15 protein-coding genes, 4 tRNA genes and 1 pseudogene are annotated in these 18163 nt (G+C 71.4%); 7 read left to right on the plus strand and 13 right to left on the minus strand.

Features of this window, described 5'->3' with window-relative positions:
- The 6 genes from P1P75_RS29245 to P1P75_RS29270 all read right to left on the minus strand — a co-directional run.
- Positions 1–741: DeoR/GlpR family DNA-binding transcription regulator (locus P1P75_RS29245; RefSeq protein WP_319260931.1), on the minus strand; the 741-nt coding region annotated here is incomplete at its 3' end.
- Between the two features lie 59 nt (positions 742–800).
- The gene (locus P1P75_RS29250; RefSeq protein WP_319260934.1) at positions 801–1853 is read right to left on the minus strand and encodes a hypothetical protein; all 1053 of its coding nucleotides are present in this window, start codon (positions 1851–1853) and stop codon (positions 801–803) included.
- A gap of 44 nt (positions 1854–1897) precedes the next feature.
- Positions 1898–3115 carry an ABC transporter permease gene (locus P1P75_RS29255; RefSeq protein ID WP_319260936.1) on the minus strand — a complete coding sequence of 406 codons (1218 nt, stop codon included), beginning with the start codon at positions 3113–3115 and terminating at the stop codon, positions 1898–1900.
- The gene (locus P1P75_RS29260; protein WP_319260938.1) at positions 3112–3828 is read right to left on the minus strand and encodes an ABC transporter ATP-binding protein; all 717 of its coding nucleotides are present in this window, start codon (positions 3826–3828) and stop codon (positions 3112–3114) included. The genes P1P75_RS29255 and P1P75_RS29260 overlap by 4 nt, the downstream gene beginning before the upstream one ends.
- An 11-nt stretch (positions 3829–3839) precedes the next feature.
- Positions 3840–5486 (minus strand): hypothetical protein, encoded by a 1647-nt coding sequence (locus P1P75_RS29265; RefSeq protein ID WP_319260940.1) that lies wholly within the window; start codon positions 5484–5486, stop codon positions 3840–3842.
- Positions 5487–5759: 273 nt separating this feature from the next.
- On the minus strand, positions 5760–6257 hold the full coding sequence (locus P1P75_RS29270; RefSeq protein WP_319260943.1) for a hypothetical protein: 498 nt from the start codon (positions 6255–6257) through the stop codon (positions 5760–5762).
- 259 nt (positions 6258–6516) lie between these two features.
- Between P1P75_RS29270 and P1P75_RS29275 the strand changes: the two genes are divergently transcribed.
- Positions 6517–7935 carry a hypothetical protein gene (locus P1P75_RS29275; RefSeq protein WP_319260944.1) on the plus strand — a complete coding sequence of 473 codons (1419 nt, stop codon included), beginning with the start codon at positions 6517–6519 and terminating at the stop codon, positions 7933–7935.
- Positions 7936–8029: 94 nt separating this feature from the next.
- Here the strand turns inward: P1P75_RS29275 and P1P75_RS29280 are convergent, their stop codons facing one another.
- Positions 8030–8350 (minus strand): hypothetical protein, encoded by a 321-nt coding sequence (locus P1P75_RS29280; protein ID WP_319260947.1) that lies wholly within the window; start codon positions 8348–8350, stop codon positions 8030–8032.
- Entirely contained in the window at positions 8350–8682 is a 333-nt protein-coding gene (locus tag P1P75_RS29285) for a hypothetical protein (RefSeq protein ID WP_319260949.1), read from the minus strand. Before P1P75_RS29285 ends, P1P75_RS29280 begins: the two co-directional genes overlap by 1 nt.
- Before the next feature lie 200 nt (positions 8683–8882).
- Here P1P75_RS29285 and P1P75_RS29290 point away from each other — a divergent pair, with 200 nt between their 5' ends.
- Positions 8883–9119: a GntR family transcriptional regulator gene (locus P1P75_RS29290; protein WP_150474578.1), complete on the plus strand. Its 237-nt coding sequence runs from the start codon at positions 8883–8885 to the stop codon at positions 9117–9119.
- 49 nt (positions 9120–9168) lie between these two features.
- Here the strand turns inward: P1P75_RS29290 and P1P75_RS29295 are convergent.
- The 5 genes and pseudogenes from P1P75_RS29295 to P1P75_RS29315 all read right to left on the minus strand — a co-directional run bounded on the left by P1P75_RS29295 (position 9169) and on the right by P1P75_RS29315 (position 14546).
- Positions 9169–9241, minus strand: a tRNA-Lys gene (locus P1P75_RS29295).
- A gap of 90 nt (positions 9242–9331) precedes the next feature.
- Positions 9332–10876: an amino acid permease gene (locus P1P75_RS29300; RefSeq protein WP_319260954.1), complete on the minus strand. Its 1545-nt coding sequence runs from the start codon at positions 10874–10876 to the stop codon at positions 9332–9334.
- Between the two features lie 173 nt (positions 10877–11049).
- Positions 11050–13440, minus strand: coding sequence for a DEAD/DEAH box helicase (locus P1P75_RS29305; protein WP_319260955.1), 2391 nt, complete (start codon positions 13438–13440; stop codon positions 11050–11052).
- A gap of 228 nt (positions 13441–13668) precedes the next feature.
- Positions 13669–14111 (minus strand): annotated as a pseudogene (locus P1P75_RS29310) (hypothetical protein).
- Between the two features lie 84 nt (positions 14112–14195).
- Entirely contained in the window at positions 14196–14546 is a 351-nt protein-coding gene (locus P1P75_RS29315; RefSeq protein ID WP_319260958.1) for a metallopeptidase family protein, read from the minus strand.
- A 79-nt stretch (positions 14547–14625) separates the two neighbouring features.
- On the opposite strand from P1P75_RS29315, the gene P1P75_RS29320 reads away from it, so the two are divergent.
- The 5 genes from P1P75_RS29320 to P1P75_RS29340 all read left to right on the plus strand — a co-directional run bounded on the left by P1P75_RS29320 (position 14626) and on the right by P1P75_RS29340 (position 18002).
- Entirely contained in the window at positions 14626–16206 is a 1581-nt protein-coding gene (locus P1P75_RS29320) for a metallophosphoesterase (RefSeq protein WP_319260961.1), read from the plus strand.
- A gap of 80 nt (positions 16207–16286) precedes the next feature.
- Positions 16287–16359, plus strand: a tRNA-Glu gene (locus P1P75_RS29325).
- A 37-nt stretch (positions 16360–16396) separates the two neighbouring features.
- A tRNA-Asp gene (locus P1P75_RS29330) sits at positions 16397–16471 on the plus strand.
- 23 nt (positions 16472–16494) lie between these two features.
- Positions 16495–16568, plus strand: a tRNA-Phe gene (locus P1P75_RS29335).
- 219 nt (positions 16569–16787) lie between these two features.
- A complete protein-coding gene (locus tag P1P75_RS29340; protein ID WP_319260964.1) occupies positions 16788–18002 on the plus strand; it encodes an acyltransferase in 1215 nt (404 codons plus the stop codon).
- The last annotated feature ends 161 nt before the right edge of the window (positions 18003–18163 follow it).

The raw sequence follows: 18163 nt of genomic DNA on the forward strand, positions 1-18163 counted from the left end.
CTCGGGGCCCGCGGGGTGGGTGCCGGGGTCGGCCGCGGCGGTGTCGGTGACGAAGGTCCGCACGGCGTCGAGCGGGGCGACCCGGTTGAAGGCGCGCACGCCCAGCTTGGTCGCGTCGGCCACGGCGACCGTGCGGTCCGCCTGGCCCAGTCCCGCCCGCTTCACGGCGGCGTCGTCGAGGGAGAACTCCGACCAGCCGTGCCCGGCGTGCACCCCGCCGATGGACATCACGAACAGGTCGAAGGCGAGGGACTCCAGGGTGCGCAGCGCGAGCGGCCCCACCAGGGACCGCTCACCGGGCCGCGAGCGTCCGCCGACGACCAGCAGCTCGACGCCGGGCCGGTCGGCCAGCCGTACCGCCGCCTGCAGACTGAGCACCGCGACGGTCAACGGGGCGCGCGCGGCGAGGTGTTCGGCCACGTGCGCGGTGGTGGTGCCGGCGTCCAGCAGCACGCGCGTCCCCGGCTCCACCAGGCCGGCGACCGCCGCGCCCAGCCGGTCCTTGGTCGCGCCCTGCCAGGCCTCGCGCGTGTCGAAGCCGGCACCCTCCTCGCGGGCCCGCGCCGGCACGGCCCCGCCGTGCACCCGGCGTACGAGGCCCTGTTTCTCCAGCGCGTCGAGGTCGCGGCGCACGGTCATCTCGGACACCCCGAGCCGTTGGGCGAGTTCGGCGACGGAGACCTGCCCCGCGGCTCCCTGGACGAGCCGCAGGGTGAGGTCGAGACGGTTGGCGATACCCATGAGGGCAGTTCTATCACGCAGATGTGAGAACGCACATCCCGTTGTTCATACCGGGCGGCTCAGGCGTCCAGCAGCGTCCCCGGCAGGTCGAACCGCTCGGTCGCGCCGGAGTCCAGGTTCACCCGGGTCACCGAGTCCTCGGCGTAGACGAGCCAGCCCGCCGCTGTACGGGTGAGGTGCTGGGCCGCGGCGAGACCCTCGACGCGCGCGCGGCGCAGTTCCCTGCCCGTACCGGCGTCGACCTCCACGAGGTCGGTGTCGCCGCCCGTCGACACGGCGACCACGATCGTCGTGCCGGTCGCGGCGACGGCGTCGGCCCGGCCGCCGTCCACCGAGACGGCCGTGTCGGTGGCGTTCCTGGCCACCGACACGCGCACCTTGCCGGAAGCGCCGGACGCACCCTCGGCCGGGGAGCCGACGACGACCGGGCGGCCGGCCGGGCAGGCGAGGCCCGTGACGTCGAGCCCGGCCGGCCGGGCCACGGCGGTGACCTTGCCGTCGGCCAGCCGTACGACGCTGACGCGGGTGCCGGAACCGGAGCCGCCGGCCAGGCAGACGGTGTCGGAGGCCGGGTCGGAGGCGGCGAGGCCGATCGTGCCCGGGATCCTCACCTCGCGCCGGGTGGACCAGTCGGCGGGGTTGCGCACCAGCACGGTGGACTCCGGGGATCCGCTCGCCGACTTGGCGTCGGGCAGCCCCGCGACCTCGGCAACCAGCGTCTTTCCCGGCAGGACGCGGCGCAGCCGCTCGTCGCCCCGCAGGCCGTCCAGCGTGTGGTCGCCGCGGTTGACGAGATAGCGCCGGTCCGGCTTGCCGCCCTTGCGGGGGACGGTCACCAGCCAGCGCCCGTCGGCCAGTTCGACGATCTGCGGGCTGACCGCCCGGTCGTCGTCGGCCTGCTGGGGCACGACGGCGAGGCTCTGCGCGCGAGACTTGTCCGCGTTGACGCCGACCACGGTCACCAGGCCGTCGACCTCGGCGAGCGCGAACACCGAGGCGCCCTTCCAGTCCGTGCCCAGGTCGACGCCACCCGGCCCCGAACAGGCGGTGGCGAGCAGGGCGGCCGTCGCCGTGAGCGCGGCGGCGGAGAGGGCCGTCCGGACAGGGCTCATGGGGCTCGTGGGATTCACGGGGTTCATGGGGGGATTCACGGGGTTCACCAGTCCTTCATCGCGTCCGTGGGGGACATCCGGGCCGCCCTGCGCGCCGGGACCAGCGACCCGGCCACCACCACCAGCACGGTCAGGGCGAGAAGCAGCAGCAGGGTGACCGGCGGCGGGAGCAGCACCCAGCCCTCGACGTACGGCGCCAGGTCGGCGCTGCCGCGCAGGAAGGCCGCGGCGACCGAGCCGAGGAGGGCGCCGAGCACCGTGCCGAGCAGTGCGGCCACTCCGCCGGCCACGGCCATCTCCACGACGAGCATGGTGAGGACGCCGCGGGTGCGGAAACCGACCGCCTTGAGGATGCCGATCTCCTGGGCGCGTTGCCGGGACAGCGCCCCGGTCACGGTGACCGCGCCGACGAAGGCCAGCACTGCGAGGACGCCGAGCAGCACCTGGCCGACGACCCGGATCATCTCCAGTACGGCGGGCAGGGCGTCGAGCTGCTGCTGGAGGGTGACCGCCGGATAGCCGAGCCGCTGCACGGCCTTCGTCACCTCGGGCACGTCCGCGGCCGTACGGGCGACCACGGTCAGCTGGTCGTATCCGATGGTGGCGAGGTAGTTCTTCTCGGGTTCCCCGGAGCGCTGGGCGGCCCAGCCGATCACGGTGGGGTCGGCGGCGTAGGCGGCGTCGGGGTTGTCGAGCTGCCAGGTGGGGTCGTACACCCCGACCAGGCGGGCGTGGCCGGTGACGCCGGTGCCCTCGCCGGGCCGTACGAAGCGGGTCGTCTCGGTCTCGACGTCCTGGCCCACCAGCGCGCTCAGGTCGACGCCCTGGGAGGTGGCCGGGGTGACGATCTCGCCCGGGCGCAGCGGGAAGAGGTCCTCGCGCACGGACTTCGTGATGGGCGGGGTGAGGGCCGGGCGGTGGGTGGTGGCGTACAGCAGGACGGTGTCCCCGGCGTCGGTGAGGACGCCGAACGACACCTGCGCCCGGTGCTGCACCGACTCGACGTGCCCCAGCTTGGCGAGCGTTGCGGCCGTACGGTCCGTCAGGGGCGCGGTGCCGGGCCGGTCGGCGGGGCGGTCGACGGTGATGCTGCGGTTGGCGTTGCTCTCCTTGACGCCCGTGTCGGTGACGCCCTGCGCCCGTCCGGCGATGCCGAGCGCGCCGAGGCAGACGGCGGCGGCGACGGTGACGAGCGCGACGAGGCCGAACAGGCGGCGGCGCAGGGCAAGGACGTTGGCCAGGGCCAGAGCGAACACGTTCACTTGGCGCTCCCCTTCTTCTCCTCGGAGGTCGCGACGTCCGTTGTCGCCAGGGCCCCGTGCTCCAGCCGGTGCACGACGTCCGCGAAGCCGGAGACGGCCGGGTTGTGGGTGACGAGGAGCACCGCCCGGCCCTCGTCGGCGAGTTCGCGGAACAGGCCGAGGAGCAGTTCCTCGCTGTCGGTGTCGAGGTTTCCGGTCGGCTCGTCGGCCAGGATCGCGGGCGGGTCGTTGACCAGCGCGCGGGCCAGGGCCACGCGCTGCTGCTCACCGCCCGACAGTTCGCCGGGCAGATGGTCGGCGCGCTCGGCGAGTCCGACCCGCGCGAGCAGGGTGCGGGCGCGTTCCTCGCCCTCGGCGCGCCGTCCGGCGTACGGCAGGAGGACGTTGCGCAGCGCCGAGTGCTGCGGCAGCAGGTTGTACGACTGGAAGACGAAGCCGAGCCGGCGGCGGCGCAGGTCGGCCAGCGCGTCGTCGCCGAGCCCCGAGGTGTCGACGGGGCCGTCGGCGCCCTCGACGACCACGCGCCCGCGGTCGGGCTGGGTGAGCAGCCCCAGGATGTGCAGCAGGGTGGTCTTCCCGGAGCCCGAGTGGCCGACGAGCGCCGTGATCTCGCCGCCTCTCACGGTCAGGTCGACCTCGCGCAGGACGTCGACCCTCCTTCCCCGCAGGGGGTAGGACTTGCCCACGCCCTCGGCCCGCAGCAACGCGTTCACCGGATTTCCGCTCACTTTCCGTGCTTCGTGGCCCCGGCCGGCAACCAGCCCATGGCGCCGTCCAGTTGCCGGTCGAGCGTCCATACGCTCCAGGTGGTCTTCAGATCGCAGGCCTCGTCCCCGCCGCCGACCCGGTACAGGCCGGGCAGCCCCGGACAGCCCGCGTACGGCGTGACACCGCGCCCCAGTGCCTCGCGCAGAGCCGCGTCGAGCCGGCCGCCGAGCAGCGCGTACGCCCGTACGACCAGCGCGTAGCCGTAGACGGAGGTGAACCGGTCCGGGTGCAGGGCCCAGCCCTTCAGGGTCTCGGTGCCGATCCACGAGGGAACGGCGTCGCGCCGGCCGCTGTCGGCGAGGCCGACGACCACGGTGGCCGCCGCGACGACGCGCTCCGGGGTGTCCGCGCGCCAGCGGCCGATCTCCGGGACGCCGGTCGTGATGCCGGCGTCGCCGCAGGTGAGGGCGGTGCGCTGCCATTGGGTGGCGTTCGTCTCGGTCACGGTGGCCGGCAGGACGCGCGGGTCGGCGCAGAGTTGCCGTGCCGGTCCGCTCGTGTCGCCGCCGCCCTCGGTGAGGGTGCGCAGGGCGGCCCGGTTCAGCCGTTCGGGGCCCTCCTGGCTCGCCTCGCCGGACGTCTCCTCCCGCCGCAGCGCGGTCAGGAGCGCCGGGTCCTCGCGCGACCAGCCGGCCAGTGTCCGCAGTCGTTGCACGAAGAGGGAGGCGTCGGGGTTGCCGAGGTAGGCGTCGGGGTCGCGCACGGTGCCGTCGTCGAGCCGCTCGCCGTCCAGCCGCTTCAGGACCGGCGCGAACGCACTGTCGGGGGAACCGGCCGCCTTGAGGATGTGCACCAGGTTGTGGAGCTGCTCGTAGGGGAGGGTGGCCGCACCGTCGCGCAGCACCGGCTCCCAGATCCGGCGGTCCACGGCGGGCCGCTTCCCGGCGGCCTCCTGGAGCAGTACGTAGCTGTAGGTGTCGTCGAGCCGGACCGCCCTGGTCTCGGGCGTGAGGTCGGCGAAGTCGTCGGTGCGCGGTGCGGCGATGCGGGTGAGCGGGGCGGGAACCGGTTCCTTCAGGAGTTGCAGCGAGCGGGCCAGGGCCCCGGCCTGGTCGAGGGCGCGCACCCGGCCGGCCGTCGCGCGCAGCCAGGAGACGGTTGCGGCCCGGTCCGCGGCGGGCAGTGCCGGCAGGCGCCCGAGGGCGTCGAGTACCTCCAGGGCCGCCCAGGTGGCGCCGAGGCGGGCCGCGTCCCCGTCGTCGCCGAGGGCGGGGTCGACGTACCAGCCGCCCGCCGTCCGCAACCGGTTCACGTCGGCCGCGTCACCGGCGTCCAGCGCCTCGCGCGCGCCGGTCCGCCACAGCGGGAGGAGCCACTCGCGGCCCCACAGCGGTGACGCCTCCAGCGCCTCGCGGCGGAAGGACGCGACGCGCTCCTCGGCCATGCCGGTCCGGGGGTCCCGGCCCAGTTCGGACAGCGTCCGCAAGGCGTACGACTGGGCCTGGGGACCGGCCGGTTCCCGGCGCAGGAACGGGTGGTAGTAGTAACCGTTCTGCTCGCTGACGAGCAGGTCGAATTGACGGGCACTGGCCGGTTCTCGCCGCTCGGAATCACCGCTTCCGGCCGTGCACGACACCACGAGCGCGGCGCATATGGCCGCCATCGCCGCGCGGGACGCGACACTCCGTCTCCCGCGCTTGTCACCACCGATGAATCCCACGAACGCCCCCGTGCGTCGTATTTCTCCGCGCACACCACCGACATCCTCGCATTCACACGAAAAGGGCTTTCGGTGATTGCGGAAAAAGCGCGCTGGAAATGCGATGAAAATGTGAAGGGAATGCCACACCGCCGGGCCCTGACGGTGTGGCACCCTCTGGAACGGGCCTCGCGGGCGTCAGTTCACCCGCGTCGGCTCACCCGCGTCGGCCGACGGTCAGGCCGCGCCCGCGTACGCGCACTTCTCGCTGACCTTGATGGCGCTCGTCACCTGGGCCGAGCCGCAGCTGCGCGTCGACACGTAGGTGGTGGCGCCGCCGGGCCGCATCTGGCCGTAGGTGTCGGAGATGTTGGCCTTGGTGTTCTTCCACCGCACCTCGCCCAGCGACCGGCTCTTCATCGTGAGCGTGGCCTCGGGGTTCTTGGAGATGGTGAGGGAGACGCTGATGCCGTGGGCCTGGAGTTCCGCGCGGTTCTGGATCCACTTGGCCTTGCGCGGGTTGGTGCCGGACATCTTGGTGGACGCCTTCCAGTCACAGGCGGACACGTAGAAGCCGCAGTGCCAGGCGTTGACCGACACCTTGTTGCCGCCCGGGAGCCCCACCGAGGTGGAGGCGGAGGTGGCCTGGGCCGGCGACGCCGTGAGCACGAGCGCCCCGGCCGCGCATACGGCGGCGGCACCCGAGATCAGGCGCATGCGTATTCCGTTGGTCATTCGATTGACTCCCCGTATTGTTCATTGTTGAATCGCTTTTCCGGTATCGGAAAGCAGCCCGACCCGCCCGTTTCCCCCGAGCGGATCGAGCGCCCAGCAATTACCGCATGGCTTGATCATTACTGTCCAATCCAGTCATCGGATTCCCGGCGTGAAGCACCCCACAGGAAATCGATGGAACCCGAACCGGAGAAATACCGTCCGCTACCGCACCCCGGTTCCGTACAACCCCTCGGCCCGCGCGCGAGTCAGTCTCGGCATGACACGCCTGTATACGACGACGGCCCGCCGCACCCGGCGCGCGCTCGTGCCCGTAGTCGCCGTCTCCGCCCTGCTGACCCTCGGCACGGCGGGTCCCGCGGCAGCCGACAGCGACCAGCTCTGGACGTACTCGGACCCCTACGAACTGATCCTGCCGGGCGCCTACGAGGACGGGTCCGCGCCCGAGCGGACCGTCGCGCTCCATGTCACCCACGACAACATCGCGAATCCGGTCGGCACCGGACGCCTGAGCGTGGACGCCACCGAGCTGGCCGCCTTCGCCAAGATCACCTGGCCGGCCAACTGCACGCCCGACACCGCCGCCACGGCCGTCTGTGATGTCCCGTCCCTCACCGGCACCGACCAGGTGACAGCCGCCGAAATCAAGGTCGGCGCACTGCCGGACACCCCGGACGGCGCCGTCGGCACCCTGCGCTACACCGCCGTCGCCGGCGGCCTGACGTCCCACCCGGGCGAGACCCGGGTGACCGTCGGCAACGGCCCGGACCTGGCGCTCAGTCAGTCCCCCCGGCAGGACGGCGTCAGGCCCGGCAGCCTGATCAGCGCGCCCGCCACCCTCACCAACAACGGCAACCGCACCGCCGAGGGCGTCCTGCTCCACCTGTTCGCCTCCCGCGGCCTCGCCTACACCGAGCGGCCCGCGAACTGCGAGTATCTGGACACGGAGGTCGGCACCCAGGCCCTGTGCGTCCTCGACGAGGCACTCGCCCCCGGCGATTCGATCGCCCTCGCCAACCCCTTGAAGGCCCGCCGCAACGCCCTGTACGAGCGCTTCGACTACTCGGTCGAGCCCTACTCGGCCGAGGCCCTGGAAGCGGCCCGCGCCGGCCGGACGTACACGCCTGGCACGGGCGCGGAACTGGACCCGGCACCCGCGGGGACCGCCCGTACGGCCACCGCCACGACAGCCGCCCCCGACCTGGACCCCCAGGACAACTACCGTTCCGTCATCATCCACGCCACCAACACCGCCGACCTCAAGCTGATCGGCAGCCGGGTCGAGGGCACGGTCGGCGAGACCGTACGGGCCGACATCACGGTGAAGAACCGCGGCCCCGCCTGGGTCGCCTCACTCGGCGCGGGCGAGCCCGTGGCCACGGTCGACGTCCGCATCCCGGCCGGCACGACCGTGACCGCCCGCCCGGACACCTGCTACGCCCTGACCGCGGACGGCGAATGGGTCGAGGAACAGCTCGGCGCCCCCCGCTACCGCTGCCACACCCCCATCTACCTGAACGAACGCGCCACCCACACCTTCCCCTTCACCCTCCGCATCGACAGCGCGGCCCGGTCCACCGCGCCGGTCGCCATCGACAACAACCAGTACGAGCCCCCGATCCGCGCCTACGACCCCGATCTGACGAACAACGCGTCCAGGATCGTCGTCAACGGCTGACCGAGCCGAGCCCGACGGGCGCTGACGGGCAGACAGAGGCCAGAGAGACGCCGGTTGTACGGCGTGTCTCTGGCCTCTGTCCGCCCATGCCCGCCTACGCGCGGTCGGCGCCCCCGGGTTCCGGTACGACCAGGCGCATGCCGCGTGACTCGGCAACGCGCAGGGCATCGGTCAGGCACTCGGCGAGCCGGAGACCGGCGTACCGCACCTCGGCGTACGGCGACGCGTGATCGTCCAGGACCGTGCGGGCGAGGACGAGCACGTCAGCGCCGGTGGAGAGCTGGAGTGCCTCCAGGTCGTCGGCGAGCCGGGAGAGGCGGCTGCCGCTGTCGTCGGTCACCAGGTAACAGGGCTTGCCCTCGGGAGTCGGCCAGGGCAGAAGCCGGGGGACCGTACCGCCGTCCACGTCTTCCATCAGGCGGCCACCTCCCGCGCACCGATCAGATGCCGGTCGAGGTCGATCCCGAAGTCGGCGGCGAGAACGAGGGCGAGGCGACGGTGTTGCTGGAGTGCGGCCTCCTGTTCGAGGGCGGCGAGATAGGGCCGCACAAGAGCGGAGTCGGCCCCGTCGAGCGGGGTGGCGAGCCCGTACGGGGAGCGGTGCGGGGGCAGGGGCGCGGCGGGACGACGTACGCCGGTGGGATGCGGGCGGGGACAGGGATGCCCGTGAGGCCGACGCCGTTTGCCCGTCCCCGGGGCGAAGAGGAGGCGCAGCCATTCGAGGGTGCGGCGGATAGGGTCGTACATGTCGACGCTCCTTGGGTTAAGCGTTGGCCGTGCCCCGGGAGGTCTAGCCACCTCGCCGGGGTCTTTGCGCCTTCGAAGCTACACCGGGATGCAGCCCTCTACATACAAGTACAGAGGGATCCACACGATCGTGCAGATGACTACCGCTCTACGTTGGACATATGAGCGATACGGAAGAGCCGAAGGCCACTCTGGACCCCATGAGTGCCAGACCGCTCTATGTTCAGCTGGCCGACGTCATCGCCGCGAAGATCGAGTCCGGGGAACTGGCGCCGGACAGGCCCATCCCCTCGGAGAACCACCTCGCCGACGAGTACGGCGTGGCAAGGCTCACCGCACGACGTGCCGCACAGGAGCTCCGCGAGCGCGGGCTGATCATCACCGTGCGAGGCAAGGGCTCGTTCGTCGTCGAACAGCCACCCCGCGACGCACCCTGAAAACGCAGGAGCCCCCGCCTCAGAACACTCTGACGCGGGGGCTCTTCCGTAGGCCCTGTGGGACTCGAACCCACAACCAATGGATTAAAAGTCCACTGCTCTGCCAATTGAGCTAAGGGCCCAGGCGATGTTGCCTCCCCGAGCATAGCGGGACGTGGCCGTGTCGCCGATCGGGTATCGGGGACACGGCCGTGCCGGGTGGCGAAGATCGGTCACGGATCGACCGTTTCGGCCGTCACCTCCGCTTCCGGGCCCGTCGCCGGGGCGGGGACGAGCCCCTCGCCCTCGGGCCGGAGGAACCAGTGGCGAGCCGAGGCGAACCACCAGACGGCGGCGAAGCCGAGGACGACCAGGACGGCGACCGGGGCGTAGTTGAAGGTCTCGGAGGTCACCGGGGAGACCTGGGGGAGCATGAACAGGACGGTGATGACGCCCACCCAGATGACGGACACCACGCCGATGGCCCGGGACCAGCGGCCCAGGTGCCACGGGCCGCGGGCGAAGTCGTCGCCCTTGCGCAGCCGCAGCAGCGTCGGGATGACGTAGGCGATGTAGAGGCCGATGACCGCGATGGAGGTGACGGCCGCGTAGGCCGTGACGTTGATCAGGTAGGGCAGGCCCAGGAGCAGCGCGCCGCCGGCGGCGAGCCAGACCGCCGCGACGGGCGTGCGGGTGCGGGGGCTGACGGTGTGCCAGAGGTGCGAGAAGGGCAGGGCGCCGTCGCGCGAGAAGGCGTAGATCATGCGGCTGTTGGCGGTGACGGACGCCATTCCGCAGAACAACTGGGCGCCGATCACGACGAGCAGCATCAGTTTGCCGGCCGTGGCGCCGAGCGCGTCGAGGAGGATCTGGGCGGGCGGTGCGCCGGTCGGGGAGCCGAGGGCGCCGTCGTAGGACTGGATGGCGAAGGTGAAGCCGAGGAGCAGGACGAAGCCGGCGATCCACGAGGTCCAGATGGACCGCACGATCCCTTTGGGGCCGGCGGTGGACGCGTCGTGCGTCTCCTCGGTCATGTGGGCGGAGGCGTCGTAGCCGGTGAAGGTGTACTGGGCCATCAGCAGGCCGAGGGCGACGACGTAGACGCCGCTGCCCCAGCCGGTGTTGTTCACGAACTCGCCGAAGACGAAGGACGCCGACTGGTGGTCGTCCGGTACGAAGGTCAGCGCGCCGACGATCACGGCGACGCCGAGGACGTGCCACCACACGCTCACGCTGTTGAGGAGCGCGACGATCCGCACCCCGAAGGTGTTGAGCAGGCCGTGCAGCACCAGGATTCCCGCGAACAGCAGGATCGTGCGGCCGGGCGTGACCTCGAAGTCGAACTGGAGATTGAGGTAGGCGCCGAGGAAGGACGCGGCACCGAAGTCGATGCCGGCCGTCACGGCGACCTGGCCGAGCACGTTGAACCAGCCCGTGAACCAGGCCCAGGCGGCGGCGCTGCGGGGCGGCGCCAGCCGGTGGGCCCAGAAGTACAGGCCGGCCGAGGTGGGGTAGGCCGAGCAGATCTCGGCCATCGACAGCCCGACGAAGAGGGTCATCAGGCCGACGACGACCCAGCCCCAGGTGATCACGGCGGGCCCGCCGGTGTTCATGCCGAACAGATAGAGCGTCAGGCAGCCCGACAGGACCGAGATGATCGTGAAGGAGACCGCGTAGTTGGAGAACGCCGACATACGGCGTGCGAGAACCTGCGTGTATCCGAGCTGGGCCAGCCGTTCCTCGTCCGAGAGCCCACTCACCGTGCCGTCATCTGTCATGCCCCCAGCAATTCCCTCGCCAGGCTCGTGACACACGTCACAACTTGGCCAGAAAGAACCCCTGGAGGCCTGCGGATCCGGCGGACACGGGGAAGGGCCCGTACGACCGAAGTCGTACGGGCCCTTCCCGGTGCGAGCTACAGAAGCAGCCGGAGTCGGCTACTCAGCCGGCGTCAGCCGTTGCGCTTCCAGCGCGGCTTGTCGTCGCGGCGTCCGAAGGAGCCGCCACCGCCGGTGCCGGTGCCGGTGCCGGTGCCACGGTGGTCGTCGCGGCGGGCGGCCGGACGCTCGTGGCCGCCGGAGCGGAAGCCGGTGCCGGGACGGTCGTCGCGGCGGTCACGGTTGAACGGACGGTCGCTGCCCCGGTGCCCACCGCGCTCGCCACCGGCGCGGAAGCCGCCACGGTCGTCACGGCGCTCGAAGGAACGGCCACCGCGGTCGTCACGGTCACGGTTGAAGCCACCGCGGTCGCCACCGCGGTCGCCGCCGCGGTCACCGCGGTCGTCGCGGTTGAACGGGGGACGGCTGCCACCACGGTCGTCGCGACGCTCGAACGGACGCCCACCACGGTCGTCACGGTTGAACGCGGGACGGCTGCCACCACGGTCGTCACGGTCGCGGTTGAAGCCACCGCGGTCGTCGCGACGCTCGAAGGAGCGACCGCCTCGGTCGTCACGGTTGTCGCGGTTGAACGGGGGACGGCTGCCACCACGGTCGTCACGGTTGAACGCGGGACGCCCACCACGGTCGTCACGGTTGAACGCGGGACGGCCACCACGGTCGTCACGGCGCTCGAAGGAACGGCCACCGCGGTCGTCACGGTCACGGTTGAAGGAACGGCCACCACGGTCGTCACGGTCGCGGTTGAAGCCACCCCGGTCACCGCCACGGTCCCCACGGTCACCGCGGTCGTCACGACGCTCGCGGCGCTCGTACGACGACGAGCTCGCCGGGCGCTCCTCGCGGACCGGACGGTCGGCGTCGCGCGCGGCGGGCTGCGCCGGCACGGACACCTCGGTCACGGCCTCCGCCACGACGGACGCGGTCTCGCCGGTGCCGGCCACCGCGGCCTGCGCCTCGGCGATCGCCGTCTCCGGGTCCTCACCACGCTCGCGGGCGACCCGCGCGACCAGCCGGTCGGCCTCCTCGCGCAGCTCGTTCGCACGGCGCTGCGCGCGCTCCAGCTCCCTGGTCAGCTCGGCGACCTCGCGCTCGGCCTGCTGCGCGGCGTTGCCCGCCGACTCGGCCTGGACCTCGGTCATCGACCGGGCGCCGGTGATCTCGGCGACCTCGGGCTCGAAGGCCGTACCGCCCTGGATGATGTGACGCCCGGCGTCGACGCCCGCGTCCTCCATCATGCGGAAGATCTGGCGGCGCTGATGCGGCAGCGACAGCGAGACGACGGTGCCGGTGCGGCCGGCACGGGCCGTACGGCCGGCGCGGTGCAGGTAGTCCTTGTGGTCGCCGGCCGGGTCCACGTTGAGGACCAGGTCGATGCCGTCGACGTGGATGCCGCGGGCGGCGACGTCGGTCGCGACGAGCGCGTTGACGTAACCCTTCTTGAAGTCCTCAAGGACGCGGGTGCGGGCGCCCTGCGTCATGCCGCCGTGCAGCGCGTCGGCCTTCACACCGGAGTCGCAGAGCTGCTCGGCGATGCGGTCGGCGCCCAGCTGGGTGCGGACGAAGATGATCGTGCGGCCCTTGCGGGAGGCGATCGCGGCGGTGACCGGCGCCTTGTCCTTGGGCTTCACGATCAGGATGTGGTGCGACATGGTCGTGACGTTGCCCTGGGCGCTGTCGACCTCGTGCGTGACCGGGTTGTGCAGGTAGCGCTTGACCAGCGTGGAGATCTCGTTCTCCATCGTGGCCGAGAACAGCATCCGCTGGCCGCCCTGCGGGACCTGGTCGAGCAGCTCGGTGACCTCGGGCAGGAAGCCCAGGTCCGACATCTGGTCGGCCTCGTCCAGGACGGTGACCTTGACGTTCTCCAGGGAGCAGGCGCCGCGGTTGATGATGTCGCGCAGTCGGCCCGGGGTGGCGACGAGGACGTCGACGCCACGCTCCAGGGCGTAGATCTGGTTGCTCATCGAGGTGCCGCCGCAGACGACCTTCATCTTCAGACCGAGGACGTCGCCGTAGGGCTGGAGCGCGTCGGCGACCTGCATCGCCAGCTCACGGGTCGGGGTCAGGATGACGGCGCGCGGCTTGCGCTTCTCGGTGTGGCCGCCGGCCAGCGTGGTCAGCGTCGGCAGACCGAAGGAGAGGGTCTTGCCGGAGCCCGTGCGGCCGCGGCCGAGGATGTCCTTGCCCGCCATGGCGTCCGGGATGGTCGCCGCCTGGATCGGGAAGGGGGAGGTCACGCCGTTCTGGGTGAGCTTGCGCACGACGCCCTCGGGGAGACCGAGGTCCGTGAAGGTCAGCTCGGGCGCCTTGTCGGCCTCGACGGTCTCGATGACGTCGGTCTCGATGGCGTCGACGGTCGCGGTGACCTCGACAGCCTCGACGGCGTCGACCGTCTCGCTGTTCTCGGACACGACGGCGTGATCAGTACTGGAAATGGACATGCGAATGCGAAACCTTCCGGAGTCTCGTCGGCACGCGCCCGTCAACTCCGTGTTCGCATTCGACCGCCTCAATGCGGTCCGTCACGGTAAGGGAGAGTACGCGCCACACGGCGCGCTCTGTTGTGGCGCCGGGCAAATGGGATCAAACGATCTACCACCATACGCACCCTGTGCCCCTTGAGGCAAATCGGTCTGCGTAGACGTGGGTCGCACACCACTGTACGGCATCTACGCCGGTGCTCCCGCCTCCGGCGCCGGTTCCCGCTCGACCAGCTGCGGAACCGGCTCCGCGTCCGCCGACGAGGACGGCTCGGCCACGGTCGGTTCGGGGGACGGCGACGGCGGGGGCTCGGGCGAGGCCGGTGGCTCCGGGTCCGCCGAACGCGTCGGTGACGGCTCCTCCTTGGGCGGATGCGGCATCCCCGGCCGCTCACTCCGGTCCGGCTCCGGCCCCTTCGAGGCCCCCGGGCCGCGCCCCGCCGACGGCGAGGCCGTAGGGGACCCGGACCCGTCCGGCTCGCCCTTCTTCCCGCCCTTGCCGTCCCGGTGCCCGCCGAGTGCGAGGGCTGGGCCCGGCCCCCCTCCTCGTCGCCCACGCTCATGCAACCGGCGGCCGCGGCGACGGCCAGGACCGTGACGGCCAGGCGAACAGGTACGTACAAGGGGCGCACGGGGCCACCTCCGGAGGCAGACGCAGGAGTCAACCTCCCCAACTCCCGCCGCCCGCAGGAAGACACGCGCCCCGCGGCGCCGGCTCAGCCGTACCCGAGCGCGTGCAGCCGGGCGTCGTCGATCCCGAAATGGTGAGCGATCTCATGCACGACGGTCACCTCGGTCTCCTTGACGACCTCCTCCCGCGACTCGCACATCCGCAGCGTCGGCCCCCGGTAGATCGTGATCCGGTCCGGCAGCACCCCCGCGTACCACTCGCCGCGATCCGTGAGCGGCGTCCCCTCGTACAGCCCGAGCAGCTCCGGATCCTCCGCCGGCGGCTCGTCCTCGACGAACACCGCGACGTTGTCCATCAGCCGCGTCAACTCCGGCGGAATCCGGTCCAGGGCCTCGGCGACCAGTTCCTCGAACTCCTCGCGCGTCATTTCCAGCACGGGGCCATTCTCCGGTACGACAGCGCCGTACGGCGGGTACCTCCGCATGTCCGGGCGCACACGTGGGCATACGCGACCAATGGCCCGCGTCCGCGTCCCCGCCGCAGCCCTGAACGCCGTGAACCGTTTCCGCACCGCCCGCCGACCCGAGAATCCCGTCCCCGAACTCGCCGCCCGGCCCCGCCCCTGGGCCCGCGCCCTCGGCCTCACCACGGTCGTCCTGCTGGGCGCCTGGCTCGGGCTGCTCGTGGTCGGGAACGTCCGCGTGCCCGTCGGCCCCATGAACACCACGATGACCCTGCGGCCCGCCCTCGACGGCGGCACCAAGATCAACATTTCCCCGCTCGGCGCCCTCCACCTGGACAGCCACATCGCCCCCGTCCGCCTGGACGTGAACGTCGACCAGCTCGACCCGGACCGCTCACAGGCCCTCGTCGACCACCCCGAACGCCTCTCCGGACTCCAGGACGAGGTCGCCGCGGACATCGAACACGGCACCCTCGACCTCGCCGTGCGCTCCTGCGTCGCCGTCGTCGCCGGCGCCACCGCGCTGGGCCTCGCCGTCTACCGCCGCCCCCGCCGCGCCCTCACCGCCGGCGGCCTCGCCCTGGCCCTGCTCGCCGCCTCCGGCGCCACCGCCTACGCCACCTGGAACCCCAAGTCGGTCCTCGAACCCCGCTTCTCGGGCCTGCTCTCCTCGGCCCCCTCCGTGGTCGGCAACGCCCGCAACATCGTCACGGAGTTCGACGTCTACCAGCAGGAACTGGCCCGCCTGGTCACCAACGTGACCAAGCTCTACGACGTCACCTCCACCCTCCCCGCCTACCAGCCCGACCCCACCACCGTGCGCGTCCTGCACGTCTCCGACATCCACCTCAACCCCGCGAGCTGGAAGATCATCGCCTCACTGGTGGAGCAGTACAAGGTCAACGTGATCGTCGACTCCGGCGACACCATGGACCACGGCACGGCCGCCGAGAACGGCTTCCTCGACCCCATCCCCGACCTCGGCGCGCCCTACGTCTGGGTCCGCGGCAACCACGACTCCACGACCACCCAGGCGTACCTGGAGAAGATGAAGAACGTCCACGTCCTGGACGACGGCCGCGCCGTCACCCTCGCCGGGCTGCGCTTCGCCGGCATCGGCGACCCCCAGTTCACCCCCGACCGCTCCGCCGTCCCGGACGCCGACGGGACGCAGGAGGCGGCCGGCGACCGCCTCGCGGAAGCGCTCCGCGCCCAGCGCGCCGCGGGCACCCCGGTGGACATCGCCGTCGCGCACGAGCCCTCCGCCGCCCGCCGCACGGACGGCGAGGTCCCGATGGTGCTGGCCGGACACCTCCACCGCACCGAGACGGAGATTCTCGAGAAGGGCACCCGGCTGCGCGTCGAGGGCTCCACCGGCGGCAGCGGACTGCGTGCGGTCGAGGGCAAGTACCCCGACCCCATCGAGGCGTCGATCCTCTACCTCGACCGCGACTCCCGGCGCCTCCAGGCCTGGGACGAGATCAAACTCGGCGGCCTGGGCCTGACGACGGCCGAGGTCAGCCGCCACCTCCCGAAGGAGAACCAGCCGGGCGCCTCGCCCACGCCCACACCGTCGCCTCCGTCTCCATCCCCGTCGCCCCCCACGCCCTCCGCCTCTCGCCCCCGCCCTTAAACCGTTTTGGCGATACCTCCCGGCATCCCATATGCTTCTCACGTCCCCGACGCGCTGCGAAGCGCCTAGGCGGGCCGATAGCCCTCATCGTCTAGCGGCCTAGGACGCCGCCCTTTCAAGGCGGTAGCACGGGTTCGAATCCCGTTGGGGGTACGCAACACCGTGTGCGACACTGTCGTACACACAGCTGGGTCCTGTGGAGCAGTTTGGAGTGCTCGCCACCCTGTCAAGGTGGAGGCCGCGGGTTCAAATCCCGTCAGGACCGCTGGAGTTCCTCGTGAACTCCGTGGCTGGGTAGCTCAGTTGGTACGAGCGATCGCCTGAAAAGCGATAGGTCGCCGGTTCGACCCCGGCCCCAGCCACATCTCGGAAGCCCTGTCCCGCGTGGACGGGGCTTCCGCCGTTTCACCGGTCACGGGCATTCCGGAGGTTCCGGGGCACGTGCGCGCCTCGGTGGGTGGGTCCAGGTGGTACGCGGCCGAGACTTTCCTCCTGGTCCTCACAACCTTTCCATCTGTATGCCAGTCAGACTGTCAGCCTGGCTCGGCGGGCCACAGACGACACCTACGAACGGTAGAGGGATGACCATTACGCACCGGACAGGACAGGTCGACACGACCACGGACCGAGGGGGTGAGGGAACAGCGTCCCTGGAAGCGCTGCCGACGCAGGCCACACCCGACTCCGGACCGGTGATCACGTCCCGGTCGCATGCCGGTGAAGGACGACTGGCCGCGCTGGACGGGCTGCGGTTCCTGGCGGCGCTGGCGGTGGTGCTCTTCCACTTCATCGGCCAGAAGCCGAAGACGATGGTCCACCTCTGGGGCCGCACGCCGGAGAACATCTTCCCAGACGCGCACGCGGTCTTCGCCTTCGGACGGCTCGGTATCGACCTGTTCTTCCTGATCAGCGGTTTCGTCATCTGCCTGAGCGCCTGGGGACGCACCCCGCGTGACTTCTTCATCTCCCGCGTCACCCGCCTCTACCCGATGTACTGGATCGGCGTCGTCGTCTCGGCGATCTGCATCAAGTTCGCGGGTGCGCCGTTCGGGAGCGCGTCGCCCCAGGAGATCCTCGCGAATCTCACGATGCTGCAGAAGCCGCTGGGCGTTGATCACCTGGACTCGGTGTACTGGACGCTCTGGCCCGAGCTGTGCTTCTACCTCACCTTCGCGGTCGTGGTGTGGAAGGGCCTCACCTACCAGCGTGTGCTGATCTTCGGCGGGCTGTGGACGCTCGCCGCCGTCCTCGCGCCGGCCGCCGACATCCCGCTGCTGACCCTGGTGGTCAACCCGCCGTCCGCGCCGTACTTCATCGCCGGCATGGCCTTCTACCTCATGTACCGCTTCCGGCCGACGCCGCTGCTGTGGGGTGTGGTCGGCATGTCGTGGCTGCTGGCGCTGCACTTCCTGCTGACGCCGGGCGGGGGTCGCATCAGCTGGAACGAATGGTCCCCGTGGCGCGGCTGGCTGATCCTTGTGATCACGGCGTTCTTCTTCATGATCGCCGCGATCGCTCTGGGCTGGACGCGGCGGATCAACTGGCGGTGGCTGAGTGTCGCGGGCACGCTCACCTTCCCGCTCTACCTGCTGCACAGCCCCATCGGTCTGACCGTCGCTCACCGCTTCGGCGACCGGGTCGACCCCCGGCTGCTGATCGTGGGCACGGTGATCGGCCTGGTGCTGCTCTGCTACGTGGCGCACCGCTTCGTCGAACGCCCCCTGGCCACAGCCATGCGCCGCTGGCTCAAGACAGCCAGCTTCACCCCGGCGACACCGGTCTCGCGCCAGGGCTGAGCATCCGCAGGGCTCGTCGCCGGGCGGGGCGGTGCCCGGCGGCGGTCCCGGATCTCAGCCGCCGGGCACCGCACCGCCCCGCCCGGCACCCGCCCCGGCAAAAGCGTTCGCCAGGTTTTTCCTCGGGATGAGATCCTGGATCCCGTATGTCTACGCACCCC

The organism is Streptomyces sp. ID05-39B, assembly GCF_033794725.1.
In the GTDB taxonomy this organism is placed as follows: domain Bacteria; phylum Actinomycetota; class Actinomycetes; order Streptomycetales; family Streptomycetaceae; genus Streptomyces; species Streptomyces bobili.

Excerpts from the sequence above, each read along its gene's own strand:
- P1P75_RS29250 (WP_319260934.1), bottom strand. The coding sequence starts at position 1,853 with ATGAGCCCTGTCCGGACGGCCCTCTCCGCCGCCGCGCTCACGGCGACG.
- P1P75_RS29265 (WP_319260940.1), bottom strand. The coding sequence starts at position 5,486 with ATGGCGGCCATATGCGCCGCGCTCGTGGTGTCGTGCACGGCCGGAAGC.
- P1P75_RS29270 (WP_319260943.1), bottom strand. The coding sequence starts at position 6,257 with ATGACCAACGGAATACGCATGCGCCTGATCTCGGGTGCCGCCGCCGTA.
- P1P75_RS29275 (WP_319260944.1), top strand. The coding sequence starts at position 6,517 with ATGACACGCCTGTATACGACGACGGCCCGCCGCACCCGGCGCGCGCTC.
- P1P75_RS29280 (WP_319260947.1), bottom strand. The coding sequence starts at position 8,350 with ATGGAAGACGTGGACGGCGGTACGGTCCCCCGGCTTCTGCCCTGGCCG.
- P1P75_RS29285 (WP_319260949.1), bottom strand. The coding sequence starts at position 8,682 with ATGTACGACCCTATCCGCCGCACCCTCGAATGGCTGCGCCTCCTCTTC.
- P1P75_RS29290 (WP_150474578.1), top strand. The coding sequence starts at position 8,883 with ATGAGTGCCAGACCGCTCTATGTTCAGCTGGCCGACGTCATCGCCGCG.
- P1P75_RS29300 (WP_319260954.1), bottom strand. The coding sequence starts at position 10,876 with ATGACAGATGACGGCACGGTGAGTGGGCTCTCGGACGAGGAACGGCTG.
- P1P75_RS29305 (WP_319260955.1), bottom strand. The coding sequence starts at position 13,440 with ATGTCCATTTCCAGTACTGATCACGCCGTCGTGTCCGAGAACAGCGAG.
- P1P75_RS29320 (WP_319260961.1), top strand. The coding sequence starts at position 14,626 with ATGGCCCGCGTCCGCGTCCCCGCCGCAGCCCTGAACGCCGTGAACCGT.
- P1P75_RS29340 (WP_319260964.1), top strand. The coding sequence starts at position 16,788 with ATGACCATTACGCACCGGACAGGACAGGTCGACACGACCACGGACCGA.